This window comes from Desulfobulbus sp., assembly GCF_030824455.1.
Classification (GTDB): domain Bacteria; phylum Desulfobacterota; class Desulfobulbia; order Desulfobulbales; family Desulfobulbaceae; genus Desulfobulbus.
Map to the genome: position 1 here is coordinate 1 of NZ_JAVBXR010000039.1, position 24364 is coordinate 24364.

The 24364-nt window shown below is 56.4% G+C and carries 28 protein-coding genes; 20 read left to right on the forward strand and 8 right to left on the reverse strand.

What is annotated here, in order from left to right:
• Window positions 1-191 (forward strand): hypothetical protein (locus RCH93_RS06790; protein ID WP_306547570.1); only part of this gene is annotated, 191 nt, incomplete at its 5' end.
• Between the two features lie 91 nt (window positions 192-282).
• Here RCH93_RS06790 and RCH93_RS06795 read toward each other — a convergent pair.
• From RCH93_RS06795 to RCH93_RS06820, 6 genes are all read right to left on the reverse strand, one after another.
• Window positions 283-675, reverse strand: coding sequence for a hypothetical protein (locus tag RCH93_RS06795; protein ID WP_306547571.1), 393 nt, complete (start codon window positions 673-675; stop codon window positions 283-285).
• Window positions 676-802: 127 nt separating this feature from the next.
• Window positions 803-1162, reverse strand: coding sequence for a hypothetical protein (locus RCH93_RS06800; RefSeq protein ID WP_306547572.1), 360 nt, complete (start codon window positions 1160-1162; stop codon window positions 803-805).
• A gap of 81 nt (window positions 1163-1243) precedes the next feature.
• Window positions 1244-1618, reverse strand: coding sequence for a desulfoferrodoxin (locus RCH93_RS06805; RefSeq protein WP_306547573.1), 375 nt, complete (start codon window positions 1616-1618; stop codon window positions 1244-1246).
• Between the two features lie 173 nt (window positions 1619-1791).
• Window positions 1792-2088 carry a hypothetical protein gene (locus RCH93_RS06810; protein WP_306547574.1) on the reverse strand — a complete coding sequence of 99 codons (297 nt, stop codon included), beginning with the start codon at window positions 2086-2088 and terminating at the stop codon, window positions 1792-1794.
• An 82-nt stretch (window positions 2089-2170) separates the two neighbouring features.
• Window positions 2171-4195 (reverse strand): PAS domain-containing sensor histidine kinase, encoded by a 2025-nt coding sequence (locus tag RCH93_RS06815; RefSeq protein ID WP_306547575.1) that lies wholly within the window; start codon window positions 4193-4195, stop codon window positions 2171-2173.
• Window positions 4196-4532: 337 nt separating this feature from the next.
• Window positions 4533-4898: a TusE/DsrC/DsvC family sulfur relay protein gene (locus tag RCH93_RS06820; RefSeq protein WP_306547576.1), complete on the reverse strand. Its 366-nt coding sequence runs from the start codon at window positions 4896-4898 to the stop codon at window positions 4533-4535.
• Window positions 4899-5150: 252 nt separating this feature from the next.
• On the opposite strand from RCH93_RS06820, the gene RCH93_RS06825 reads away from it, so the two are divergent.
• Window positions 5151-5375, forward strand: a complete 225-nt coding sequence (locus tag RCH93_RS06825) for a hypothetical protein (protein ID WP_306547577.1) — start codon at window positions 5151-5153, stop codon at window positions 5373-5375.
• Window positions 5376-5385: 10 nt separating this feature from the next.
• Here the strand turns inward: RCH93_RS06825 and RCH93_RS06830 are convergent, their stop codons facing one another.
• Entirely contained in the window at window positions 5386-7092 is a 1707-nt protein-coding gene (locus RCH93_RS06830; protein ID WP_306547578.1) for a sigma-54 dependent transcriptional regulator, read from the reverse strand.
• The gene (locus RCH93_RS06835) at window positions 7067-8830 is read right to left on the reverse strand and encodes an ATP-binding protein (protein WP_306547579.1); all 1764 of its coding nucleotides are present in this window, start codon (window positions 8828-8830) and stop codon (window positions 7067-7069) included. Before RCH93_RS06835 ends, RCH93_RS06830 begins: the two co-directional genes overlap by 26 nt.
• Before the next feature lie 547 nt (window positions 8831-9377).
• On the opposite strand from RCH93_RS06835, the gene RCH93_RS06840 reads away from it, so the two are divergent.
• The 18 genes from RCH93_RS06840 (at window position 9378) to RCH93_RS06925 (ending at window position 24056) form a co-directional block, all read left to right on the forward strand.
• Window positions 9378-10823 carry a nitrogen regulation protein NR(II) gene (locus tag RCH93_RS06840; RefSeq protein WP_306547580.1) on the forward strand — a complete coding sequence of 482 codons (1446 nt, stop codon included), beginning with the start codon at window positions 9378-9380 and terminating at the stop codon, window positions 10821-10823.
• 76 nt (window positions 10824-10899) lie between these two features.
• Window positions 10900-11445 carry a tetratricopeptide repeat protein gene (locus RCH93_RS06845; protein WP_306547581.1) on the forward strand — a complete coding sequence of 182 codons (546 nt, stop codon included), beginning with the start codon at window positions 10900-10902 and terminating at the stop codon, window positions 11443-11445.
• A 390-nt stretch (window positions 11446-11835) separates the two neighbouring features.
• A complete protein-coding gene (locus tag RCH93_RS06850; RefSeq protein ID WP_306547582.1) occupies window positions 11836-12234 on the forward strand; it encodes a PRC-barrel domain-containing protein in 399 nt (132 codons plus the stop codon).
• A 147-nt stretch (window positions 12235-12381) separates the two neighbouring features.
• Entirely contained in the window at window positions 12382-13191 is an 810-nt protein-coding gene (locus RCH93_RS06855; protein ID WP_306547583.1) for a BON domain-containing protein, read from the forward strand.
• A gap of 81 nt (window positions 13192-13272) precedes the next feature.
• A complete protein-coding gene (locus tag RCH93_RS06860) occupies window positions 13273-13416 on the forward strand; it encodes a lmo0937 family membrane protein (protein WP_306547584.1) in 144 nt (47 codons plus the stop codon).
• Between the two features lie 122 nt (window positions 13417-13538).
• A complete protein-coding gene (locus RCH93_RS06865; RefSeq protein ID WP_306547585.1) occupies window positions 13539-13937 on the forward strand; it encodes a YtxH domain-containing protein in 399 nt (132 codons plus the stop codon).
• A gap of 40 nt (window positions 13938-13977) precedes the next feature.
• A complete protein-coding gene (locus RCH93_RS06870) occupies window positions 13978-14316 on the forward strand; it encodes a hypothetical protein (RefSeq protein WP_306547586.1) in 339 nt (112 codons plus the stop codon).
• Window positions 14317-14479: 163 nt separating this feature from the next.
• Entirely contained in the window at window positions 14480-15592 is a 1113-nt protein-coding gene (locus RCH93_RS06875; protein WP_306547587.1) for a DUF1207 domain-containing protein, read from the forward strand.
• Between the two features lie 83 nt (window positions 15593-15675).
• A complete protein-coding gene (locus tag RCH93_RS06880; RefSeq protein ID WP_306547588.1) occupies window positions 15676-15855 on the forward strand; it encodes a CsbD family protein in 180 nt (59 codons plus the stop codon).
• A 193-nt stretch (window positions 15856-16048) separates the two neighbouring features.
• Window positions 16049-16741, forward strand: coding sequence for a BON domain-containing protein (locus tag RCH93_RS06885; protein ID WP_306547589.1), 693 nt, complete (start codon window positions 16049-16051; stop codon window positions 16739-16741).
• A 154-nt stretch (window positions 16742-16895) separates the two neighbouring features.
• A complete protein-coding gene (locus RCH93_RS06890; RefSeq protein WP_306547590.1) occupies window positions 16896-17720 on the forward strand; it encodes an alpha/beta fold hydrolase in 825 nt (274 codons plus the stop codon).
• A 93-nt stretch (window positions 17721-17813) separates the two neighbouring features.
• Window positions 17814-18116, forward strand: a complete 303-nt coding sequence (locus RCH93_RS06895) for a ferritin family protein (protein WP_306547591.1) — start codon at window positions 17814-17816, stop codon at window positions 18114-18116.
• A gap of 189 nt (window positions 18117-18305) precedes the next feature.
• Window positions 18306-18932: a superoxide dismutase gene (locus RCH93_RS06900; RefSeq protein ID WP_373693269.1), complete on the forward strand. Its 627-nt coding sequence runs from the start codon at window positions 18306-18308 to the stop codon at window positions 18930-18932.
• A 214-nt stretch (window positions 18933-19146) separates the two neighbouring features.
• On the forward strand, window positions 19147-19347 hold the full coding sequence (locus RCH93_RS06905; protein WP_306547593.1) for a cold-shock protein: 201 nt from the start codon (window positions 19147-19149) through the stop codon (window positions 19345-19347).
• Between the two features lie 193 nt (window positions 19348-19540).
• The gene (locus RCH93_RS06910; RefSeq protein WP_306547594.1) at window positions 19541-19978 is read left to right on the forward strand and encodes a glycine zipper domain-containing protein; all 438 of its coding nucleotides are present in this window, start codon (window positions 19541-19543) and stop codon (window positions 19976-19978) included.
• A gap of 705 nt (window positions 19979-20683) precedes the next feature.
• Window positions 20684-21472 (forward strand): PEP-CTERM sorting domain-containing protein, encoded by a 789-nt coding sequence (locus RCH93_RS06915; protein ID WP_306547595.1) that lies wholly within the window; start codon window positions 20684-20686, stop codon window positions 21470-21472.
• Between the two features lie 340 nt (window positions 21473-21812).
• Window positions 21813-22493 carry a PEP-CTERM/exosortase system-associated acyltransferase gene (locus tag RCH93_RS06920; protein ID WP_306547596.1) on the forward strand — a complete coding sequence of 227 codons (681 nt, stop codon included), beginning with the start codon at window positions 21813-21815 and terminating at the stop codon, window positions 22491-22493.
• Between the two features lie 105 nt (window positions 22494-22598).
• Window positions 22599-24056 (forward strand): hypothetical protein, encoded by a 1458-nt coding sequence (locus RCH93_RS06925; protein WP_306547597.1) that lies wholly within the window; start codon window positions 22599-22601, stop codon window positions 24054-24056.
• Window positions 24057-24364 lie beyond the last annotated feature (308 nt).

The following is a 24364-nucleotide window of genomic DNA, read 5'->3' on the forward strand; positions in this document are numbered from 1 at the left end:
ATAATGGCCAAAAAATTGTTGAGCATTATGCACACACTCATCGTGCATCAGAAAACCTTCGTTTATTCAAAGGCTTTTCAGGTTACGGCTTGACAATTCCCTTTAACGGGCATTTCGACGAGCACAGCGAGGAGAAATCTCGCCAAGGAAAACTCGTTATGGCGCGAGATTTCTCACTTCGTTCGAAATGACAGACTTTCGTCGGCAATGTTTTGCGCTGTGCATCATGCTTTGCTTGATGTGGACATCAAATTGCCGCGCGCCAAGTGCAACCGATTGAGCTTATCTGCTTTCGGTTGTTGTGGTCGTGCGGGTCTGTTTTTCGGTGTGGATGGGGGCTTCGGTGGTGGTGGTTGTTTTCCGCACCACCACTTTGTCGGCAACCAAACGATTGCCGTCGCGGGTGTAATACACCGTGACCGGCAGGCCGGACTTGACCGTCTCGACGGAGACAGGCGTGCCGGTTTCGTCAACATAGGTGGTGCTTTGGGTGGAACTGTAGCGCATGGGCGACGAACTGGTTTCGGACCGCACCACGATGGTGTCCTGGCCCAGCTCGCTGATCGTCCCTGCGGTTTCGGTGGTAGTGACGCTGCTCATCTGCTCCTGGGCGTACATGCTGCACGGCAGAGCCAGAAGAGACAGAGCAAATGTTAACGACTGTATTTTTTTCATAAATTTCTCCGTGTTAGAGTGAGATAAAAACATTGTTGACCCGAGCAAGCCGTGAAGGCAACCAGGGCCAGAGAGGCTGAGCCTTCTGGTTCGGGCGGATTCGCAAACTCCTTGGCAGCTACTGCAGCTACTGCAACTCCTTTAGGGCCGCGAGATCGGTTTTCATTGAGGCGAGCAGGTCTGCCATCTCGTTGCCCTGAGGATCGAGCGCGACGCCCCCCAGAGACTTTTCGACGCAGACATTGACGACCTCGGCCAGATTGTGCTTGTCCATACCCATGATGGTAATTTTTTTCCGTTGAAACAGATCGCTGCGCAGCCCCTTGCCGCCAAGGTGGCAAGCGTTGCAGCTTTTTCCGGTGGTTCCGCCGCCCAGATCAACGCGCTGAAAAAGGATCTTCCCCTTGTTGGCGTCGGCGACGTGGGGTAGGTGCACGCCGCCGCCCGCCATCAACAACAACGAGGCCACAACCAACGCTTTTTCCATCCCCGCCCTCCTGACGCCCGACTCACCCCGGATTGCCTTTGCTTCAAGCCTTCATTACCTTCATCGCCTTCAGACTTTCCTTCAAGCCTTCCACAACCCATGGAGATTGCAATATTCGCGGGCAGACACCTTGTCCGCCTTGACGCAGAAGGTTGCCTCCGGGGCCATGCCGGGTTTGAGCTCCTGACGGTAGACCTTGCCGTCGGCCACCAATTCAATCCACTCAATCCAGTGCTTGTCTTCCATGGGATGGGCAACGCTGCCAACGGCAACCGTATAGCCGTCCGCAACCTGGGTGATCACCGGCACATGTTTTTCTTTGGCCGCGTCCACCGTGTTCTCGGCCATCAAGACCATGGGCTGGCCGCAGCACACCAATTCCCCTTCGCCGGCATGCACGACTTCAACGATGTTGCCGCAGACGGTGCATTTATAAATTTCATTGAGTTTGCTCATAGTTCAATCTCCTTTGTAATTTTGATAGGTTGCATTGCAGTGCGCGTTCTCCAGCCTGCCGTCACATTGGCGCCAGGCGTGATAGGCGGTTGTTTAATGGGCGGAAAACGAACCAAGGGTCAATCCCTTGTTAATTTTCCCATCCGCTCGTTCATCCGTTCATCCGTTCAACCCTACACTTCGGCAATGGTCTTTTGGATCTCATCCTGCAATCCTTTCCAGACGCTTTCCGCCCTATTCTTCATCTGGTTCCAGACGTCTTCGTCGGCGCTGTCCAACGCCTGCCGCCATTGCGCCTTGGCGTCGGCAAAACGCTGCTCCAGCGCTTCCATCCGGTGGACGTGCTTGGCCCGATCCTCGGCCGTTAAACTCCGCGGCTGGTCTTTGAATTCGGCCAGTTGGGCCTGGACCAGCGCCAATTCGGCCTCGATCTTCTGTCTGTATGCTGCTTGGGTTTGTTGTGCGTTCATAGATGTCCCTTGGTTGACGTTGAAAGAGATGTCGGCTCATACGCTGTTTGTTGGATGGCGTTCAAAGACCAAGCGAAACGCCTTATTTTCCCCCAACGCACAGGTCGGCATCCTGTTCCTGCAGCACCTCCCGAACTTTGGTCGCCAAATCATGGACCGAGAAGGGCTTTTGCAGGAAATTAACCCCCGCCTCCAGCACGCCCCGGCGGGCGATGACGTCGGCGGGATAGCCGGACATGAACAAAATTTTCAAACTAGGACAAAGGGGGCGCAAGCATTCCGCCAGATCCCGACCGTTCATTTCCGGCATGACCACATCGGTGATCGCAAGGTGGATCTGGCTTTCGTGTTTTTTGGCCAGCTCGATGGCCTCGCTCGGCGTCCCTGCGGCCAACACCTGATACCCTAATTTTCGCAGCATCATTTGGGCCATCATCAAGAGAACCGGTTCGTCCTCCACCACCAGCACGGTCTCGCCCTGGCTTAAAGGCATATCCAACGGCTTGGTTTGCACCGAAACGACGGCCTGCTCCACATGCTGGGGCAGGTAGATGCGGAAGGTGGTTCCATTGCCCAGTTCACTGTAGACGTTGATGAATCCCTCATTCTGTTTGACAATGCCATGCACCGTGGAAAGCCCCAGACCGGTGCCGTGGCCCTCCGCTTTGGTGGTGAAAAACGGGTCAAAGAGGTGTCCCATAACCTCCTTGCTCATCCCGCAACCATCGTCGCTCACCGTCAGCAGGACATACGCCCCTTCGACAAACCCGAAATGATCAGCGCAGTAGGCTGTGTCAAACACAATGTTTCCGGTTTCAATGGTGATCTTGCCGGCGCCGACCAAGGCGTCCCGCGCGTTGACGCAGAGATTGACCAGAATCTGATCGATCTGGGTGGGGTCCATTTTGATCGGCCGCAGGTTCGCCTTGGGCAGCCAGGCCAGGTCGATGTCTTCGCCGATCAAGCGGCGGATCATGGCGAGCATGGTCTCCACGGTCTGGTTCAGGTCAAGCACCACCGGGACAATCGTCTGTTTGCGGGCAAAGGTCAGCAATTGCCGGGTGATGCCTGCGGAACGTTTTGCGGCGGTGATGATGATTTTAAGATCGTCATGCAGCGGATCGACCGGGTCGACCTTTTCCAGGGCCAGTTCCGCATATCCGAGGATAACGCTGAGCATATTGTTGTAATCGTGGGCCACGCCCCCGGCCAGCAAGCCCACTGCTTCCATCTTCTGGGACTGCTGAAACTGGGCCGCCAGCCGAAGTTGCTCGGTGATGTCGCGCTTGACGGCTACATAGTTGACAATCCGTCCCGAAGCTTCGCGAACCGGAGAAATCGTGGTCTCCTCGGTGTAGAGCGAGCCGTCCTTGCGCTTGTTGACCATACGCCCAGCCCAGGTTCGACCGCTCGAGATGGTCTCCCAGAGGTCGCTGTAAAACAATTCGTCATGGGCGTCGCTCTTGAGGAGGCGCGGATTGCGGCCGAGCAGGTCAGTGTGGCTGTAGCCCGTCATCTGCTCGAAGGCTGGATTGACAAACTCGATGTTCCCTTGGGCGTCGGTCATCACAATGCCCTCGCCGGCCTGCTCGATGGCGGCCAGCAACCGCTTGCGTTCGGCGTCGTCCCGCTTGCGGGCGGTGATGTCCCGTATATTGCATTGAATCACCTTGCTCTGGTCCACAAGGTAGACATTGCTGACGAACTCCACCGCAATGGGGTGGCCATCGTGGGTTTCCAGCGGCAAGTCTTCGTAGCGGATGTATTCGCTGTCTTGCAGGGTTTTGAACGCCTCCTTTGACGCGGCGATGTCTTTGAACACGCCAAGTTCCCAGATGTATTGCCCGCACAGCGCGTGATAGGAATACCCCAGCAACTGCAGAAGGAAGGGATTGACGTCCACCACCTTGCCTGTCTCGGCGTCAAGGATCAAGATGCCGTCTCGGGCGGATTCAAAGAGTCGTCGGTAGCGTTTCTCGGAGCTTTCCAGGGCCTGCCGGAGGTTCTGCTCTTCGAGCAGTTTGTTTTGCAGAACAGCGACTTGCCCTTGGAGGTCGCTGTCGGCGGGGTTGCGCTGGTTGTCGATGGAGGCATTCGGCATGGTCATATCCATCCTAGCGCGCTTGCTGAACGTTGACTGAAACGTTGGCTGAACGTTGCAGCCGCGCGGCTCGCCAGGTCGCTGGCGCTGGTCTGGGGATGCAGTGGGGAGAGCCTCTGACTGAATTTCTGGCTGTCGTGCTTGTTCATCGTTGCTTGCACCTATCAATACCCATAAGGATTATTCCGTTTCTCAATCAAGTGAAGCAGAAGCACAGAGCAAAACCTCGTCGACAAAGGGGTGTCATCTCGACCGTAGGGAGAGATCTCGGGATCTCCGCGAGATTGCTCCTCGCGTGCTCGTCGACAAACAGACAATCTTCACTTTTGAAATAGAAATAGATTTACGCCCCAACCGCAGGCGACTCCCCGGCAGGGCGTTTGGCGCGCTGACGAAGGAAACTCACCCCGTCCTGTTGCGACAATCCTGCAATCAGCCACGCCTTTTCCGGGTCCATACACGGCTCGTTCACACATTGGTCCGCCTCCGAATTGATCCGGCAGACCGTGTTCACCATCGGAAACGCCCGGTGCTTCAGAAAATAGTCCCTCACAAAGCGGACAAGATCCATCTGTTCTTCGGACAAGGCGTCAATCCCTTCCTTGGCGGCCAAGGCGGCGGCAACATCCTCGTTCCATTCATTTTGATCGACCAGAAAACCGGCCTGATCAAGCTGGACTTCCTGTCCGTTGGATGCACATACAATCATAGCGAACACCTGTAAGCTTGGCTGGAGGATCAAGGTTGCCGCGAGCGCCTGCCTCGCAGGAGCCCCCCCCTTTGATCGAAAGAACAATGGCTTCTGCCTCCACGAAACGTTCCCAGACGGCGCATGGCAACCAGAGAACGAAATCTGCCCAGCGACGGTAGCCTGGATGCAGCCTGCGGAATCCGGGGTTTGATGTGAAGTGTTCCCGGATTCCGTTGCACTGCATCCAGGCTACGGGTTAGGGAGGGCATCATGCTGCGCTTGGTTGAGCAATGGAACAAGCAGCACTGGGGGCAGAGTCTCTCTAGCCATATCCGTGCCGAGGCCGGAGGCGGGTCGAGCTATCTTGTTTTATCTTGGGAAGACGGTGCGTTAGAACAGCAAAGAGGAGCTTCCGGCGCAAAGCCGGCAGGGAGAGAAGTGTTGCTCGCAACGGAAGTGATGAACACACTTTCCGGACTGCGAGCAACGCGCTAGCGGCAAGGCGTCAGGAACGCAGGGGTGGTTCGATGAGGTTGTATTTTTTGATGCGCCGATACAGGGTGACGCGATCAATGCCCAGCAAGCGGGCGGCTTTGGCTTTGTTCCAGGCGGTTTTGGTCAGGGCGGCAAGCGTTGGGTCAAGATCGCCCTCCTGCGCCGCTCCGGAAGATCGCCGCATTCCGGGAATTTTCATGAACTCCGGCGGCAGATGCTCGATGGTGATAATGTTCTGATTGCACAAGACAAAGGCGTGTTCCATGGCGTGTTCGAGTTCGCGCACATTGCCTGGCCAGGGATATTTGTTCAACGCCTTGAGCACGTCTGCGGACACGCCCTCAATGTTTTTCTTGAATTTGGCGTTGAATTTGTCGCGAAAGTGTTCAAGCAACAGCGGGATGTCGTCGCGCCGGTCGCGCAGCGGCGGCAACCTGATCTCCACCACCTTGAGCCGATAGTAGAGGTCTTCGCGCATCTCGCCCAGCCTGACTTTCTCCGGCAGATTTCGGTTGGTCGCCGCGATCAGGCGCACGTTCACCTTGGTGGAAACCGAACTGCCGACGCGCTCGAATTCGCTCTCTTCCAGCACGCGCAACAGCTTCACCTGGATTTTGGGCGAGATGTCGCCGATTTCGTCAAAAAAGATGGCCCCGCCGTCCGCCCGATGAAATCGGCCCTCATTGTCCCGGACAGCGCCAGTGAACGACCCTTTGACATGGCCAAAGAGTTCGGCTTCCAGCAGGTTTTCGGGCAAGGCCGAACAGTTCACCTTGACCATCGGTTTATGACTGCGGTCGCCGGCAAGATGGAGCGCCTCGGCCACCAGCTCTTTGCCGGTGCCGCTTTCCCCGGTGATCAGCACCGTGGTTTGCACGTTGGCCAGGGCTTTGATCAGGGAATACACCTGCTGCATCGGCTCGCTTTTGCCGATAATGCGGTGAAACTGCCGGTGCTCGGTCAGCTCCCGTTCAAGATCAACCACCTGGGTGTCGTCCCGCACCACCATCACCACGCCTGAGGTCGCCCCCTGGAGATCGAGCAGCGGATAAGCGCGCACGCTGACGACCCGCGCGGCCCGGTTCTCCTGCCGGCATTCGATCCGGTCCGCCTCAACCGAAGCGCCGCTGCTGATCGCCGACTCGAGCAGTTCCCGGCATTGCCCTACGCACCGCAGATCAAGGGCGCTGAACGGTTTGCCGATGTCGTCTCGGGAGTAGCCGCACAGGGTCACGGCCGCCTCGTTCAACTCGACCAGTTCCGCCGCCTTGTCGACGGTGATGATCGCGTCCTTGACGCTCCTGAAAATGGCTTCCAGGTTGGTGCGATACCGCTCTTTTTCCTCAAGGAGGGCCTTGTACTTCAAGGCCGTTCGGGTGAGGCCCAGCAATGCTTCCTGGTTGACCGGCTTGGGGATGTAGTCGAAGGCGCCCAGGCGGATGGAATCCGTCGCGGTCGCGACTCCGGGGTCTCCGGTAATCATGATCACCGGGCAGCTCAACCCTCGCCGCTTGATCTCGCGCAAAACATCAATGCCGGTGCCGTCCTCAAGGATGATGTCGGCAAAAACCACGTCAAAGCATCCCTCGTCGAGCCGGGCAAACGCTTCGTCGCAGCTTGCGGCGGTGGCCACGATATACCCCGCGGCCCTGAGAAATCGTTCGAAGGTGAAACGGATGGATTCCTCGTCGTCAATCACTAAAATTTTCGCACTCATGCTCCGCCTTGGCATCGCCTTGATGCACCGGTAACTCAATGATAACTCGCGTGAACTCGCCCTTGACGCTCTCAAAGGCAAGGTTCCCGCCATGGGCTGCAATAATCTTTTGGGTGATGCTCAACCCCAGGCCCGTGCCTTTGCCGAACGGCTTGGTGGAAAAAAACGGTTTGGTCAGCACCGCCAGTTGATCAGCGGCAATCCCCTCCCCTTGATCATAAAAAATAACCCGCACATACGGCTGATCGTCGATCATCGCGCGCTCGCCGCTGATGTCGAGCCGCTTGTTGTCGTGCCGTCCCGAGTATTTTTCGTTCAAGGCGTAGCGCGCATTGTTGATGATGTTGATGAAACATTGCTGGATCATGTGAAAATTGGCGTCGATCTGCGGCAGGTCGTCGGGAAAGTTGACGGTGAGCGCAATCCCTTCCTTGCGGATTTGCGCCTGGGTGAGCACCATCGATTCCGCCACAACGGTCGCAATGCTCGTCGGCCTTTTCTCTTTGCGCCGATCATGCTGGGCATAGGAGAGCAGGGTTTTGACGATGCGGCCGACGCGCTCCCCTTCCTTGACAATGCGTGCGCCGATGTCCTTTTCCAGGCTGTCCGGGCTGCACTCGTTGAGCAGAATCTGGCCGTAGTTGATGATCCCAGTGATCGGATTGTTGATTTCGTGCGCCACTCCGGCGGCCAGTTCGCCCAGCGAGGCCAGATGACTGGCCTGAATCGCCTCCGCCTTCATCGCCATCTTCTCGGTGATGTCGCTCACCAGCAACAGCACGCCGCCGACAGTGCCCGCCTCTTTGATCGGAAAGGCTTTGATGTCGAGCACCGCCCCATTGTAGGAGACCACAGCGGCTTCCTTTTGCCCCGTGGCAAAACATCGCGACACCGGGCAGTCCTCCAGGAGCGCCATACGGTCGTGGAGCAGCTTGTAACAGTATTGCCCTGCCGGATCGGAAACCACGCTGTCCAAATCCAGGGTGTTGTCGCCGTTGATCCACAATATGTCCATCTGCGGGGAGAGCAGAATCAAGGTGTCGCTGATCGCATTTAAAAGGGCCCGAAATTCCTGGGAGAGCTTTTTAAAATTTTTCTCGCTCTCGCTGAGCGCGATGGTGCGCGCCTCCACCCGGCTCTCCAACTCGCCATACAATCGCACCAGCTCTTCATCGACCGCCTTCCGGGCGGAGATGTCGGTGATCGTCGTCCGGCACAGCGGCAGGCCGTCGGCGCCCAGGGACCGAATGCTGTCGACTTGGACGTACAAATCCGGCGCGCCTTGCCGTTCCAGTCGCAGCTGGCAGGCGTGCCGTGCATCGCTCTGCGCAACCTGATTCAGGTGGGCGCGAAAGGCGGGCCGATCCACCGCCGTTGCATACAGCGACAGGGCGGTGTTAATCAGGCGACCCCGATCAACGCCCAGCTGACCGGCAAAGGTAAGGTTGGCCTCCACAATCCGGCCCCTGCTGTTGGACGTGATGTAACCAACCGGCGCAAATTCGTAGAGATCGGAATATTTCTCCAGCGATTCGCCCAGCTGCTCCTGGGTCATGCGGAGTTCCTCGTTTTGCATCTCGATTTCAATCTGATGCACCTGCAACTCATGCATAAGTTGCTGGCAGTCCTGTTCGTCCCTGGCCGGGACAATGAGCGGCGTTTTTTTTCCGCCTCGTTGCTCGGCCAGGCGACGCAATTCGGCAAGACGATCTTTTTCAGATGGTGGGTGGTCAGTCATATTTACGCCCTCGGTTCCAGTCCTTTGCGGGTTGTGCAGCAGCGGCTGCATCGTGTAGCGGAAGCGCCCGCGCGGTGGGTTGAAAAGACGGAGTTGCAGAAGCGCCTGATTCAATAAACGAACGGCGCGGGGTTTTTCGGAGATGGGTGATCATCAAGCAGGGTTGGGGTTCCTGCATGTCGTTGCTGAAACGTCGCCGAAGCGTTGCTGAAAAAGCAGCGACCTCTTCCCGGTCCAGATTCCAGGAGTGACTGTGCAGACAGATTCGACGATTCAACATAAAGTGTAACGTTTAGCCTGAGAATAGCGACACATTTCTGTTACGCGCAACGTTTTTTCTTGTTCCGGGCATCTTGCCGCCTCATTTAAACCAAGCCAACTCTATGGAATGGCGAAACAAAACACAAGGGAGACTCTTTAATTTTTCAGGCACTGAACTTGCCTTAAGACGACGCAGGGAACACACAACGAAAAACAACGCGAGCCACCCGCTGTCCTCTGGCGCATATGCGGAGGCAAGCCGCTCAACAAGGGACAAAGGACAATCATGCACACCAACAACAACCAATCTGCCAGGGCCGCCGAATTGCGCCAACGGGCTGAACAACAATTCGGTGAACCTGCCAACGGCGCAAGGCAACCCCTCGCGGATCAGTCGCCTGAAGAAACGGCGCGGATCATTCACGAACTGCAGGTGCATCAGATCGAACTTGAGATGCAAAACGAAGAGCTGCGCCGGATTCAGGCGGAGCTTGAAGCCTCGCAGACCCGACTGGTCAACCTCTACGACTTTGCGCCGGTGGGTTACCTGACCGAGAGCGAAACCGGGATGGTGGTGGAAGCAAATCTCACCGCTGCCAGCCTGCTGAACGTCACCCGGAGCGAGTTGGTCAGAATGCCGTTGACCCGCTTTATTCTGCCCGAAGACCAAGACGTCTACCACCGCCACCGTCAACAGCTCTTCAAGGCATGGGAATCGCAGGTGAGCGAGGTGCGGATGCGGCGGCGCGGCAGCCAGCCATTCTGGGCGCGACTGGAAGCGATCATCGCCCACAACGAAGAGGGCGAAGTTGTGTGCCGGGTGGTGCTCAGCGACGTCACTGCATGCAAACGGGCGGACGAGGGACGGCAAAAGCTCAAAGACCAACTGGCCACTATTGGCAAGATGGAATCGATGGAACGGCTGGCCGCCGGAGTTGCCAACGATTTCAACAACATGCTCGCCGTTGTCCTTGGTCAGACGGAAATGGCCTTGGACCATGCAGACCCGGACCAACCGTTTTTTGCCAATTTGCAGGAAATCAGCAAAGCGGTTGACCGCTCCGCCAACCTCACCTGGCAGCTGCTCTCCTTTGCCCGCATGCAAACGGTGGCCACCGAGGGGCTTGCTCTCAACGACGCCGTAGAGAGCATGCTTGCCAATCTGCGCCGCGTCGTCGGCAAAGACGTCGCCCTGGCCTGGACGCCTGGTCCGCAGTTGTGGCCGATCGCCATGGACGCCGCGCAAATCGAACAGATCCTGACCAATCTCTGCCGCAACGCCCGAGAGGCGATTGTGGGCAAAGGCTGGATGAGCATTGAGACCAAAAACATCACCCGGGACAACGACGACAGCCTCGCCCATGCGGGATATTTTCCGGGCGAATATGTGGCGCTGATTGTCAGCGACAATGGCTGCGGCATGGCGCCGGAGACGATGAACAAGCTGTTTGAACCGTTTTTCACCACCAAACATGCGGCACCCGGCGCAGGCCTGGGGCTGGCGATGGTGTACGGTATTGTCAAGCAGAACGGCGGCTTCATCAACGTCTTCAGCTCGCCGGATCAGGGCGCGGTTTTCAAGGTCTACCTGCCCCGTTATGCGGTTAAGGTCGAGCACTTGAGGCAGGTGGAGCAGACAACGCCTGTGGGTCGGATGCACACCAGCCTCGGCGCCGCCGAAAAGCTCGCGCTGACAAGCAAGAAAGCGGCAAAATCAGGTGTTGTTTCGTAAAAACCTCTGCTGCACGATACGGCTGCCGTTGCCTCGCCAGCCGCTGGAACAGAAAAAATTCGTGAGGATCGCCCGTATGAACACCACAACTCGAGCCGTAGTGGTTGCCGTCGCTTTGCTGTGCGCGCAACCCGGGACGCAACTGTTTGCAGCCGCCGAGAGCGCGCAAACCGCTCTTGACCAGAGAAATAGGGAAAAGATGCACAATCAGGAAGCCCGCTCCAATGCCAAGCGTCCCGACGTCCCGCCGCCCTCCTTTGACGCCGTGTCGAAACAGGCCAACCAGGGCGACCCGGCGGCTCAGTACCGGCTTGGACGGATGTATTATTTTGGCGACGGCGTGCCCGAGAACAGGGAGGAGGCCGCCCGGTGGCACGCCAAGGCGGCCGATCAGGGCCATGCGGAAGCGCAATATGTGCTGGGGCTGCTGTACAGCGCCGGAGACGGCGTTCGTCAAGACAGGGAGAAATCAGTGCAACTGATTGCCAAGGCGGCGGAACAGGGCCTGGCGGAGGCGCAATTTGCCCTGGGCCTGATGTATCAAACCGGCGAAGACGTTCCGCAGGACAACGACAAAGCCGCGGAGTGGTTGGCCAAGGCAGCCGCGCAAGGGCGCAAATAATCTGCGTTGGCTTCTTCTGAGGGCATGCTCGCATGCTCGATCCGTTATCCCTTTCTACCGGCTTGGCGGCAAGAGGTTGCCCAGGCAGCGTGTCACAGAAAAAATCGCAACGCTTGTGTGACACGCAACGCCAAAGCCTGCCAAACGCTGCCTTGGCGCGAACCGCAAACCCACCCAACCACCTATTTTATCGCAATTACATACAGACTGCGGCGTTCGTTCCTTTGGGCGCCGAACTTGCGTAACAAGCAATGTAGGCGGCGCAAACCACACGGCGCCGCAACCAACACATTCGAGAAACCAGCCGGGCAACCCCTCCGGCAGGACAGACACCTCGGCAAGGCCAGCGCATGCAAGCGACAACTTGCCGCCATTTAACAGGAGACAGACATGGACAACAACGAAAGCGATACGACTGCCGGCGGCCCCGGCCCGGAATTGATGGGCGCCAAAACCCTGCTCGGCAACGACGTCTACAGCCATAAAGGCGAGGACATCGGCGACATCAAAGACATCATGCTCGACGTGCGTAGCGGCAAGGTGCGCTATGCGGTGTTGGCCTTCGGCGGCTTTCTCGGCATGGGCGAAAAGCTGTTTGCCGTGCCGTGGGTTGCGCTGACGCTCGACACCACCAACAAGCGCTTCATTCTCAATGTAGAAAAGGCGAGCCTTGCAAACGCGCCGGGCTTTGACAAAGACAAATGGCCGGACATGGCCGACTCGCGCTGGGCAAAAGAAATTCACTCCTACTATGGGGTCGAACCGGATTCTGCAGGCACGCCGATCTAATGCGTTTCTACGGCGTCGCGATCCCGACCCTTTAGATTATCCGCGATTCTGATCATTTACAAGCATGACCGTGGAGGGCGAGAGGCCAAGACAGACGAGGCCCGGCCCACCACCATCAACCCATAATAACAACCAGGAGACATCCCAATGAACAAAAGAACCTTGCACCTCAAAGCGGCCTGCTCCACAGCTCTGTTGGCCACGGCGTCCACGTTGTTGCTGTTCGGAGCGCCGGCGTTCGCCTCCGACACCGACGACCGCATCGAATCGTCAGCCAGGGAGTCGTACATCTTCAAAAACTACCTTAATGACGACGTGATCAAGATCGCGGCAAAGGACGGCGCCGTTGTCCTGACCGGCAGCGTCACTGCGGAACCCCACAAACAGCTGGCCACCGAAACCGTGGAGAGCCTCCCTGGGGTGAAGAGCGTGGACAATCAGTTGGTGCTCAACAACGCGCAGACCGCTGGAAGCCAGGACGCCCTGGTCAGGGAACGGGTGAAACTCGAGATGCTGTACCATCGCAACCTGAGCGTCTCCAAGCCTGACTTTGAGGTGAAAGACGGCGTTGTCACTGTTCGAGGAGAGGCCGCGAGCAAGGCCCAAATCGACCTGACCACGGAATACATCAAGGATGTTGACGGCGTCAAAGACGTCAAAAACGAAATGGTTGTGGCCAATGCCGGCAAAACCGTGGGTGAAAAGGTTGAAGGCGTGGGCACGTCGATAGACGACGCATCCATCACCGCCTTAGTCAAAGCGACCTTGCTGTATCACCGTTCAACCAGCGCCCTCAACACCAAGGTCGAGACCAAGGAAGGCGTGGTTAAATTGAGCGGCTCGGCCAAAAACGCCGCTGAAATGGATTTGGCCACCAAATTCGTCAAAGACGTGCATGGCGTCAAGAGCGTGGTCAACAACATGATCATCGAAAAAGCAGCGCCCCAAACCAAATAACAGAGCGCTTGGTTGCCGGCTGAGAGGCGACATGGTCTTGGCCGGCGCCGGGCGATCCGTGCAACCTGAGCGGAGGAGCAAATGTTGTGGAAACTCGCAGTGGTGTTGTTGATCTTGTGGGTGCTGGGGCTGGTGAGCAGTTACACCGTGGGAGGATTGATTCATATCCTGCTGGTTGTGGCCCTGGTTGTACTTCTAATCAATTTTCTCCAGGGCCGCCGGTGAACAAAATGGAAACCTTGGGCAGCAAACAGAATGAAACCAACTCAACGGACAGGCTCCGCGCCCGCAACGGCACATCAGCCGAAGTGCAGCAGCGCCTGCCCTCTTCTACAGGAGGCAGCAGCATGACCTTACTCAACAATCTTATCAAGGTGGGAGGATCAGCCGTGATTTTAAAAGACATTGCAGACCGGATACTGGGCGCCAGAATTAACCGTGAACAGACCTTGCGCCGAAAAAACGCCGGCATGCTGGCCATGGGCGTTGCCCTTGGCGGCGCGGTCGGCGCGATTGCGGGCATCCTTTATGCGCCCAAGGCTGGGCGGGAAACACGTGAGGAACTGAGCCAGCGCAGTTGCGACGCCTGGGGCAAGATGAAGGACAACGTCTCCGCCACCGGGCACAAATTGGTCGACGCAGTCGAGGAAAAGAGTGCCCGCGTGTACACAGCGGCCGAAAAGGGCGTTGACGCAGCCAAGGAATCGTTCAAGGAAACCTCGGATTTGCGCGAAAAAAACGCCTGAAAAGGCGTGCAAGAACAACCTCATTGGCAAGGATCTCCTTATGCAAGGATACATCACATTCGGTCAACTGGGCCTGCTGATTATTTTCCTGCTGCTGCTGACAGTGGGCGGCTATGTCATTGTCACCCTGAAAAACGTCAACGCCGCAGTCAAGGATATTGGCGCGATCCTTAAAGAAAACAAGGATGCGCTCAACCTGGCCATCCCCAATATCGCCATGGCTTCGGAGAATGTGGTTGCCCTTACTAGCGAATTGCGGGCCAGCCTTGGCGAGGCAAGCCGGGCTATTGGCACCGCCGACCAGATAGCGACCTACGCGGTGGTCATCGGCGAAGCGGCCAAGGCGCTGATCGGCGTTTTTTCCGCCGCCAGGAAATAGCACCGAGCAAGCGTCAACCCCTTCATCGCGCTCCGGCATTGAAAGCATTGAAAACGTTGAAAGCGCGAGCAGGTTCAACAGGTAAACAGGTCAACAGGTAAACTCTAGGCCCCGCCCCACTCCATTGCTGCACCTGCAGTGCAACCCAATTTAAGGAATGAACATGAAACAACCTTTGCAGCCACGCTCAAACGGCCGGGCAATTTTCTCGACCCTGCTGCTGCTTGCCCTGGCCTTTCCGGGCGTAGCCGGGGCAACCCCGGCAAGCGACGAATACATCCGGGGATACGCCACGGCGATTCTTCAACGGGACTTCCAGGTCACGGCGGAAACCGTCCGGGTTCGGTCCGGGGTGGTGTACATCCGGGGACTGGAGTCGTCGGACGGCGTCCGTGACCGGATGAAGACCTCGCTTGCCGCCATCGAAGGCGTCAATCAGGTGGTGGTGGTCGAGGCCGGCGACCTTGCGACCGCAGGGGATCCGTCGGAAATCACCCCCGAAGTCAACGTCTTCCTGCCACGGGATTTGCTCTTCAAATCGCTGCTTGCCGATCCCCGTTGGCCGCATTTTTCCGCCTCCTATCAGCAGTACATGCAAAACAGCCAGCTGGAAGGGGTGGGCTCGGCGACCTTTGGCGAGACCTTCAGCTTCTATCGTTTTGGCGGGCCATGGAACAGCCAGATGGAAACCGGGCTTCAGGCCGGCGTGTTCTCGATTTTTGACATGGATGCGGATTCGCATGACCTTGTCAATGCCGACTACTTTGTGGCCGTGCCCCTTTCGATCAAAAAGGACAATTTTTCCGCCATGGCCAGGCTCTTCCATCAGAGTTCCCATCTGGGCGACGAGTACCTGCTGAGCGGGGATGCGGGCGAACGGGTCAATCTGAGCTATGAAGGGGTCGACATGATTCTCTCCTACCATCTGCCCTACGGTTTTCGCATCTACGGCGGCGGCGGCTATCTGTTTGACCGCGATCCCGACGATCTTGAGCCGGGGATAGCGCAGTCGGGCTTGGAGTTCAGAAGCCCGGTCGCCTGGTGGGGCGGAGCGCTTCGGCCGGTCGCGGCCGTTGACCTGCAGTATCACGAAGAAAACGATTGGGACGCCAACGTGTCCTTGCGCGGCGGGTTCCAGCTTGAAAATCCGGATTTTATCAGCCGCAAGCTGCAAATCCTGCTCGAATATTACAACGGCAGCTCTCCCAACGGTCAGTTCTACGCCCGCGACAACGTCGAGTATGTGGGCCTTGGTTTTCATTTTTTCTATGATTAAGCAGCATAAGCTGCAACAGGGCGAAGGCCGATTGCCTGCCGCCTGACGTCAAAAAATACGGCCGCCAAGCCAGGAGCAATCACATGAAATCAAGCACAAAAGATCAAGCAGAAGGATCCTTCCATCAAATCAAAGGCAATGTCAAAGAAATTGCCGGCAAACTCACCGGCAAACCCAAACTGGAAGCTGACGGCAATGTTGAAAAGAACGCCGGCAAGGTCCAGAAAAAAGTCGGCGAGATCAAGGAAGTTATGGGGGAGTGACATCGTTTCCATTGCAACAGTGAAGCGCGCCTGTTTGTCGTTTCGACGGGCACAGCGAGAAGAAAGCTCATTATGTCCCGAGATTTCTCGTTTCACTCGAAATTGACGCACCTTTGTCGACAAGATTCACGGCTGAAGCAATGCCCGCGCATCCACAACCCGCCGCCATCACCACCACAAGGAGCACGTCTCTATGAAACCACTGCATTATGCAGCCTTGGCCGCCACCGTTTTCGCCCTGCTGTTGTTTTTTGCGCCCGCGCACGCGTCAAAGGCCGACGACCGCATCGAAGCCTCGGCTAAAAACACCTATATTTTCAAAACGTTTCTCAAAGACGACGACATTAAGATCCAGGCCCAGAAAGGCCATGTTGTCCTGACCGGGCTGGTGTCTGAACAATCCTACAAGGTGTTGGCCGAGAAGACCCTTGCCGGCTTGCCCGGAGTGAAGAGCGTCGACAACCGGCTTGAAATCAAAGGCGCGCCCCCAACAGCCAACTCGGACGCCTGGATGAAGGAAAAAGTGCAACTCGTCCTGCTCTTCCACCGCAGCGTCAACGCCGTGGATACGCAAGTCGACGTCAAAGACGGGGTCGTCACCCTGCGCGGCAAGGCGACCAGTCTGGCGCAAAAGGAACTGGCGGCCGAATACGCCCGGGATGTGGATGAGGTAAAAGACGTAATCAATGAGATGACCGTGTCTCTTGCCGGCGAACAGCCAACCAAAGCCGCAGTCAAAACCATTGACGACGCTTCCATCACCGCCCAGGTGAAAATGGCGCTGCTGCTCCATCGCTCCACCAGCGACCTCGACGCCCTGGTCAAGACAAAACACGGCGTAGTCACCGTCAACGGCAAGGCCAAGACGGCGGCGGTCAAAGATTAGGTGAGCAAATTCGTCAAAGATGTTCACGGGGTGAAGAGCGTCAACAACCGGATGACCGTCGAATAGACGGCAACGGAAGCGGCCTGCAAACAACCGGTTTGCTCGCCTGCACGGACCTCGCGAAACCACAATCCACAACGAAAAGGGGAAAAGTGTGAGCACAATAACCACCAAAGACAACACCCAGATCTACTACAAAGATTGGGGCGTGGGCAAACCTGTGGTTTTCAGTCACGGCTGGCCGCTCAATGCCGACGCCTGGGAATCCCAGATGGTCTTTCTCGCGTCGCACGGCTATCGCTGCATCGCGCATGATCGCCGGGGCCACGGTCGATCCAGCCAACCGTGGAACGGCAACGAGATGGACGTCTACGCCGACGATCTGGCCGAACTGCTGGACGCGCTCGATCTGAAAGAGGCCTGCCTGATCGGTCACTCAACAGGAGGCGGCGAGGTTGCCCGTTATCTCGGTCGGCACGGGGCCGCACGGGTCGCCAAGGTCGTTTTGATGGGCGCTGTGCCGCCGTTGATGCTCAAGACCGAGGCCAATCCCGGCGGTCTGCCCATTGAGGTGTTCGACGACATCCGCACGGGCCTTGCCGCTGATCGCTCGCAGTTTATCAAAGACTTGACCACGCCGTTCTTCGGCGCCAACCGCGAGGGGCACAAGGTGACCCAGGGCATGCGGGATGCGTTCTGGTTCCAGGGAATGCAGGGTGGGCTGAAGAACGAGCTCGATTGCATCAAAGCCTTCTCTGAGACCGATTTCACCGAGGATTTGAAAAAAATCAAGGTCCCGACCCTGATCATTCACGGCGGCGACGATCAGATTGTGCCGATCATGGCCTCGTCGATGCTCTCGTCGAAGCTGATCAAAAACGCAACGCTGAAAATCTATCCGGGCGCGCCCCACGGCCTGGCTGACACGCACAAAGACATGCTGAACGCCGACCTGCTCGCCTTTCTTACCGCCGCCTGAGTTTTGGCCGCTTGAGTTATGGCCTTCGGCAAAGACATCGCAGCGACGGAGCCTTTCGCGCCGCCCGCGCAACCATCAACAAGGAGAATCCACATGCCGCAATTCAGCTCAGCCTTTTCAGGGTTGGCCAACGACAAGAAGCTCACCAACGAAGAACTGATCCGCGCCATCCGGTTCATGATTGCCTCTGAATACGAGGCCACGCAGTTGTACCAGCAGCTTGCAGAATCAACCGACAACAAGCTGGCCATCGCGGTTTTGAAAGACATCGCCGATGAAGAACTCGTCCACGTTGGTGAATTTCTCCGTCTCCTCAGGGAACTGGCGCCGGACGAAGAGAAGCTATATGCCAAAGGTGCGAAGGAAGTTAAGGAATTCATCAAAGAAATGAAGTAGAATAGGAGGCAGGTTCCACAAAACGGGACGGAACCCTCTGCATTTTGCCCGGTTCCCATCGCTGCCTCATCCATCCACCCAAACCGGAAGGAGGTCTCTATGATCAAAATCGACGCCCATCTTGGCGCAACAGCGCTTAATCGACGGGATTTTCTCATAGCCTCGGCGGGAACTGCCGCCGCGTTTGCGATGAGCGGTTTTCCGGGGAGCGCCCACGCGGCTGGAACCATAGTGCTGCCTGCCCTCCCCTATGCTGAAAATGCGTTGGAACCAGTGATTACCGCCAACATGATTGGGTTTCATTACGGCAAGCACCACAAAGGCTACGTCGACAACCTGAATAAATTGATCGCAGGCACAGAGTATGCCGATCTTCCTTTGGAAAAGATTATTACCAGCGCCTCAGGCCTGCTCGACAAAACCGCGATCTTCAATAATGCCGCGCAGATCTGGAATCACACCTTCTACTGGAACAGCATGTCGCCCAAAGGCGGCGGCGAGCCGCCGGCGGCATTGAAGCAAAGAATCGACGCCTCTTTTGGCAGCGTCGACGCCTGCAAAAAAGAACTTGCCGGCGCGGCTGTTTCGCAGTTTGGTAGTGGTTGGGCTTGGCTGGTCCTTGACGGCGACAAACTTAAGGTGGTAAAGACCAGTAACGCCGACACGCCTTTGACAATGGGCGTGAAGCCCCTGCTGACCGTGGACGTGTGGGAACACGCCTATTACCTGGAGTATCAGAATCGACGCGCCGACTATGTCAACGCAGTGCTCGACAAGCTGATCAACTGGCAATTTGCCGCACAAAACATCGGCTGAACGCACGATTGAACCTGCTTGAACCGTTCCGGCGACGATCAAACCCATCAAATCTGCTCTCACCCCTGTCGATTCAAAGGATGCGCCAGAGATGAGAGCAATACAGAGTGCTGGATGATCCTTTTGATCATGCAGTGTATGACCGATGGCCCCGAAACGGGACCGTCAACCTAAAGGTGTAACACGATTACACAACGAAAAAGGAGTAGTTGCAATGGCTGAAGGAACAGTAAAATGGTTTAATGATTCTAAGGGTTTTGGATTTATCGAGCAGGAAGGCGGCAAGGATGTGTTTGTGCATCATTCCGCTATTCAGGCCGAGGGGTTCAAATCTCTCCAAGAGGGGGATCGCGTCAAGTTCAATGTGGAGGACGGCGCCAAAGGCCCGTCGGCTACAAATGTAGTGAAGTGCTGACGCTTAAATCCATCGTGATATAAAAAAGCCCGCTTTATGCGGGTTTTTTTATTCAGCTTTCCCCCCTGCGCTTGCGCAACACGCTTTTCCCTCCCCCTCCCCGCCTAACAATTTAGGTTCTCCCGAGACCAGACGGATCGGCAAACTGCTTTTGCCTCCGCCGGCGCTCACTACGCTTTTATGGAGCAATATTATGAAACATCTCAATGCCGTGGCTCTGCTTTTCCTGTTGCTGCTTTCCTCATGCGCCACCAAAGGCCAAACCGGCGCGGTGGGAGGAGCTGCAGGCGGCGCCCTCATCGGTCAAGCCATTGGCCACAGCACGGGAGCAACATTGATTGGCGCGGCTGTGGGCGGCATGCTGGGCTACATTGTCGGCAATGAAATGGACAAATCTGATCGGGACCGGCTGAATCACGCCTACGAGCAAGGGCCTTCCAACCAACGCTCGTCGTGGGTGAATCCGGACAGCGGCAACCGTTACGCCGTCACCCCGCAACCAGCCTACCAGGGTTCGTCCAGGCAGGTCTGCAGAAAGGCTGAAATCGAAGCCGTCATCGACGGCAAACGGGAAAGAACCTACAGCACTGCCTGTCGCAATCAAGACGGGCAATGGGAGTTGCAACAATAGACGTCCATGGTTCCAACCCGCCCGGGCGAGTTGGAACCTTCTTTCTGGTCCACTCCACAATGGAAGTGCAACTTTGTAGCACAACTGAGCTGTCCTGTTCTGTCGCACGCAACGCTTTTTACACCTGAACATCCTCGCCCATAACGCCACTCACCGCATAACCTCCCGTAATACTGTCACAAACAATAGCATTCAAAGTAAAAATTTTTCAGGTGCGCGTCTTGCTTTAAAGAGTGTATCGAGAAAAAATTAACCCACTCCTGGGCCTTCTTAACGCTTCTGGAAACAGCAAGCCCCTCATTTCACAACCTAGCTTGATTGGCGACGGCGCTCTCGCTAGCAAAGACCTTTCTTCTCGCAGTCCAGATTCCAGGTGGAGCCAATCTACCCGTTTCGACGGGGACTCCACTGTGTGTTTGAAAGAAAACCCCGCGCAGCTCAAATAGTTCACCATTCCCCCCCTTACAGCTCACAGATTCGATCCTGGATCAGGATGCGCCGTAGGTTTGTCCGCACGGCGCGCATGCGGTTCGCATTGCTCGAGATGACGGCAAATGGCCGGGGAAACAGTATTTTTTGCCAGGCAATGGTGCCCGGCAAAGAGCGTTGCAGAGGTTTGTTTGATGGCCAGAGGGGCATACGCGCGGCGCCCTTCTTGCGAAAAACAAAAATCTGGCAACACAGGAAAACAGGACGGAGGGATTTATGAAAAAGAAAGTAATTGGTTTAGTTGGTGTTGGTTGTTTGCTGGTTGCAGGACAGGCGTCTGCAACACTGGTCGGTGCGCTTGCTGGTTATCAGGGACCGCTGTATTTTGACTTGTCAGGCTATTCAAAAAGCCTCGACAAGGGAGAAACCTGGGGCGTCATCACAGTCAACGGTGTTTTCGCTGATCAACTTCAGACTGCTGATAACCGTTTGTGGGGATCTGAAGTCGGCGATCAAATTTATGGCGTATTTTACGGTTTGACCGATAATTACATTACGAAGACCTCGACCGGTTTCAGTATTGGCCAGCAGGGCGGCGGTTTTACCCTGTATACAGTCGCTCACGGCGTTGACCTGTTGCAGGGACCTGACGACCGTATTGGCGAGGACGGATACACCGGCATGGGGAGTGATGTTCTGCTCAAAGGCGTCTTTGAACCCGGCGTCGATCCGCTAAACGCTTCTGTTACCGTCGTTCAAACGGTATTGGACGACAAGTCGCCTACTTCTGGCCAAGGCATCGGGTACGGCTCGGTAACAAGCGGCGCACTGTACTCCCAGCTCAATTCCGATATGATTGTGGACTCTTCTGACGGCGTGCATGACATGCTTTTTTCCTTTAACGTGTTGCTTCCCGATGAAGATGGCGCAGAAGTTGAGTGGAGCCAAAGTTTAACCGACCCGATAGAGGCTCATACCGCCCCGGTTCCTGAACCGGCGACCATGCTGCTGTTTGGCGCAGGCCTGATGGGCCTTGCATTTATGGGCAGGAATTTCCGCAAATAAACCGTGTAATGTAACGCTCAAAAAGAGAAACCGAACACAACCGGTTCCTCTTTTTTTGTCTGTGCAATCGCCTCCATTGTGGTTAACGGCCTCCCTGCTCTCCTGCCTGGCAATCCCATCGCGGGCGTTGTTCGACAACGCCGCCAGAGGCGATGCGGTGGCAATGCTGTGACGCAGAGCAATGGTCATTGCCGCCGAAAAGCGTCAAGAGAGAATAACCATGCCGCACAACTCCCAATCAACTCCGTGCAAGACATTGCCGGCATCCTCAACGCCCACAGAATCTGGTCGGACGGACCAGGACGGAAAATTCCACTTCCCAGGATCGTTGTCTTTGCAGGTGAAACGACTCATCAAAGGGGAAAACAGCCAAGATTACGACGCCATGCACCGGTTGCGTTATCAGGTGTTTTGCAACGAGGTTCATTTTCTGAGTCCGGATCAGTATCCTGCCGGCCTGGAGATTGACGACTTCGACGCTGTCTCCGAACACTTTTTGGCCACAAACGCGAGCGCCAACGATGACGTCATCGGTACGGTGCGCCTGGTCAGGTGGTCGGAACGGCGCTCTTTCCCGACGGCCAGGCACTTTGGGTCACTACTGGAACAGTTGGATCGCCTCGAATTCCCGCTTCATTCCACCGCCGAGATTTCGCGTCTCTGTATTTCCAAGCAGTATCGCAAACGGGTCAAAGACGGCTTGCTCGGTTTGGACGGCTACGAGGGCGGCGGAGACCGGCGGAGAAGATACCCAGAAGTCATCCTCGAACTGTTCAAAGTCATGTATCTCGCCAGCCGATTTGACCTCGGCATCACCCACTGGATCGCGACCTTTGAAGATTCGCTGTACCGGTTGCTCAACCGATACGGCGTCCATCTCGAGCTGTTGAGCGCCGAGGAGATTGACTATTACGGCAAGGTCAGAATCTACGGCGCTTCCATACCCCAGATCCTGGAAGCGATGAAAATGCGGAGATCAGAGTTCTACGCTTTTTTTTGCGAACCGACTGACCATTCCTAAAGAGGGACGCCGCGCATTGCAGCGACCGCGCCCCGCCCGCCGACCAACCGGCCAACCGGCCAACCGACCGCAACAGCATCCATGCGCCAGCCGCAGGAGAAAAGCATGAAGACACGAGAAGAAGGTAGGAATATAGTCGCGGAAATTCGCAGGAAGCTGGTGCTGCTTGAGCGGAGGAAAACCCTGAAAATACTGACGACAACAGCCCCAGAGCAGCTGGTTGCCTATGGAGAGCGGCAGTTGCTCAAGGCCTTTCAGCGCGCTGCGCTCCGGGTTCCAGCCTACAAAGAAATGCTCAAGAATGCTGGCTGCTTGCCCGAGCAGGTAACCTCGATTGCCGCATTCAAAAGCCTGGTTCCCCTGATTGCCAAGGAAGACGTCTTTCCCCACTACGGCATCAAAGAACTTTGCCTGGACGGCAGCATCAGCCGCATCCGCAGCGCCATGTCAAGCTCCGGGTTCTCCGGGATTTTTTCGTTTGGCATCAACACCGACGAAAATCACCGCAATGCGGTCAAGGCTATCGACACGGCGCTTGACTACATCTTTCACACCTCCCGCAAAAAAACACTGTTCATCAACAGCCTGCCCATGGGCGTGCGCGTGCCGACGTCCCTGCCGGTTGCCGACACCAGCGTTCGCTGGGACATGGCCCTGGCCATTTTTCGCAAATTTTCACCTGAATTCGATCAGATCATCATCCTCAGCGATCCCCATTTCCTGAAAAAAATATTGGAAGAAGGGATTGAACAGGGCATTGATTGGAAGCGCGAAAACGTCCATCTGATCACTGGCGAAGATTGGATGCCGGAGACCTTTCGCAGCTATCTCGGCAGTCTGTTGGGCACGGATTGGGAACGGATGGACCGGGGCGTCATTGGCGGCACCATGGGGGTGGCGGAGCTTGACCTGAACCTCTTTCATGAGTCGCAGGACACCATCCGCATTCAACGCGCCGCCCTTGCCGACCAACGGCTGCGCTATGCGCTCTACGGTCAAGGCTGCGAAGTGCAGCCAACACTCTTTCATTATTATCCGCATCGCACCTTTCTCGAGATCGTTGCAAGCCGGGACGGCTCTCCGGAACTGGTTGTCTCCATGCTCAGCGACGCTTTGCTGATTCCGCTGATGCGCTACAATGTCAACGATGTTGCGCGGCTGTATTCGTACAACGAATTGAAGACGATTTTGCATGATTGCGGATACGGCCATCTCTGTCCGGAACTCAAATTGCCCCTGCTCGCGGTTGGCGGCAGAAACAACCAGGCCCTGGTCATCGACAACGCCTCTCTTACCCCCGAAGCGGTCAAACAGGGCATTTACGCCGATTTTTCCACCGCCGCCCTCACAACCGGCTATTTCCGGATCAGTGTGCAGGAGAGCGGTTTCCTCATCGAAATCCAGTTGCGCCGAGGCATTGCCTCCTCGCCGCTGCATGAGCGGGCGTTACGAGACGCCATCGAAAAATTTGTCCCGGTTGCATTCCGTCTGCAAGCCTACCTCTACCAAAGCTTCCCCTATTCCATGGAACTCGATTACGAGCGGAAGTTCAAAAACAGCTGAGAGCACAAAGCCTGGCATAGACAGGCGGGCCGCAACAAGGCAGTCAACGCAACGGTTTCATTGCGTCGCAACACCATCGTTTTGCAAAAAAACCTCAAGACGCGCGCCGACGTCAATTAAGGTGCTATAATTACATGTAAAATTTATCAAAGCCCCTGTGTCAATCAGGCGCAGAGATTGCGTGTCCTAGCGCACCAGCACGCCTCCGTTGCAAGGCGTGCAACCGCAGCAGAAATTTCGGGCGAGTCAAAACCACAGGAAAAACCATGCACAATCAACCCCACCTCACCCATCCCCTGAACCTCCCG

Coding starts and splice junctions, on each gene's coding strand:
- RCH93_RS06795 (WP_306547571.1), bottom strand. CDS start 675: ATGAAAAAAATACAGTCGTTAACATTTGCTCTGTCTCTTCTGGCTCTG.
- RCH93_RS06800 (WP_306547572.1), bottom strand. CDS start 1,162: ATGGAAAAAGCGTTGGTTGTGGCCTCGTTGTTGTTGATGGCGGGCGGC.
- RCH93_RS06805 (WP_306547573.1), bottom strand. CDS start 1,618: ATGAGCAAACTCAATGAAATTTATAAATGCACCGTCTGCGGCAACATC.
- RCH93_RS06810 (WP_306547574.1), bottom strand. CDS start 2,088: ATGAACGCACAACAAACCCAAGCAGCATACAGACAGAAGATCGAGGCC.
- RCH93_RS06815 (WP_306547575.1), bottom strand. CDS start 4,195: ATGACCATGCCGAATGCCTCCATCGACAACCAGCGCAACCCCGCCGAC.
- RCH93_RS06820 (WP_306547576.1), bottom strand. CDS start 4,898: ATGATTGTATGTGCATCCAACGGACAGGAAGTCCAGCTTGATCAGGCC.
- RCH93_RS06825 (WP_306547577.1), top strand. CDS start 5,151: ATGCTGCGCTTGGTTGAGCAATGGAACAAGCAGCACTGGGGGCAGAGT.
- RCH93_RS06830 (WP_306547578.1), bottom strand. CDS start 7,092: ATGAGTGCGAAAATTTTAGTGATTGACGACGAGGAATCCATCCGTTTC.
- RCH93_RS06835 (WP_306547579.1), bottom strand. CDS start 8,830: ATGACTGACCACCCACCATCTGAAAAAGATCGTCTTGCCGAATTGCGT.
- RCH93_RS06840 (WP_306547580.1), top strand. CDS start 9,378: ATGCACACCAACAACAACCAATCTGCCAGGGCCGCCGAATTGCGCCAA.
- RCH93_RS06845 (WP_306547581.1), top strand. CDS start 10,900: ATGAACACCACAACTCGAGCCGTAGTGGTTGCCGTCGCTTTGCTGTGC.
- RCH93_RS06850 (WP_306547582.1), top strand. CDS start 11,836: ATGGACAACAACGAAAGCGATACGACTGCCGGCGGCCCCGGCCCGGAA.
- RCH93_RS06855 (WP_306547583.1), top strand. CDS start 12,382: ATGAACAAAAGAACCTTGCACCTCAAAGCGGCCTGCTCCACAGCTCTG.
- RCH93_RS06860 (WP_306547584.1), top strand. CDS start 13,273: ATGTTGTGGAAACTCGCAGTGGTGTTGTTGATCTTGTGGGTGCTGGGG.
- RCH93_RS06865 (WP_306547585.1), top strand. CDS start 13,539: ATGACCTTACTCAACAATCTTATCAAGGTGGGAGGATCAGCCGTGATT.
- RCH93_RS06870 (WP_306547586.1), top strand. CDS start 13,978: ATGCAAGGATACATCACATTCGGTCAACTGGGCCTGCTGATTATTTTC.
- RCH93_RS06875 (WP_306547587.1), top strand. CDS start 14,480: ATGAAACAACCTTTGCAGCCACGCTCAAACGGCCGGGCAATTTTCTCG.
- RCH93_RS06880 (WP_306547588.1), top strand. CDS start 15,676: ATGAAATCAAGCACAAAAGATCAAGCAGAAGGATCCTTCCATCAAATC.
- RCH93_RS06885 (WP_306547589.1), top strand. CDS start 16,049: ATGAAACCACTGCATTATGCAGCCTTGGCCGCCACCGTTTTCGCCCTG.
- RCH93_RS06895 (WP_306547591.1), top strand. CDS start 17,814: ATGCCGCAATTCAGCTCAGCCTTTTCAGGGTTGGCCAACGACAAGAAG.
- RCH93_RS06900 (WP_373693269.1), top strand. CDS start 18,306: ATGAGCGGTTTTCCGGGGAGCGCCCACGCGGCTGGAACCATAGTGCTG.
- RCH93_RS06905 (WP_306547593.1), top strand. CDS start 19,147: ATGGCTGAAGGAACAGTAAAATGGTTTAATGATTCTAAGGGTTTTGGA.
- RCH93_RS06910 (WP_306547594.1), top strand. CDS start 19,541: ATGAAACATCTCAATGCCGTGGCTCTGCTTTTCCTGTTGCTGCTTTCC.
- RCH93_RS06915 (WP_306547595.1), top strand. CDS start 20,684: ATGAAAAAGAAAGTAATTGGTTTAGTTGGTGTTGGTTGTTTGCTGGTT.
- RCH93_RS06925 (WP_306547597.1), top strand. CDS start 22,599: ATGAAGACACGAGAAGAAGGTAGGAATATAGTCGCGGAAATTCGCAGG.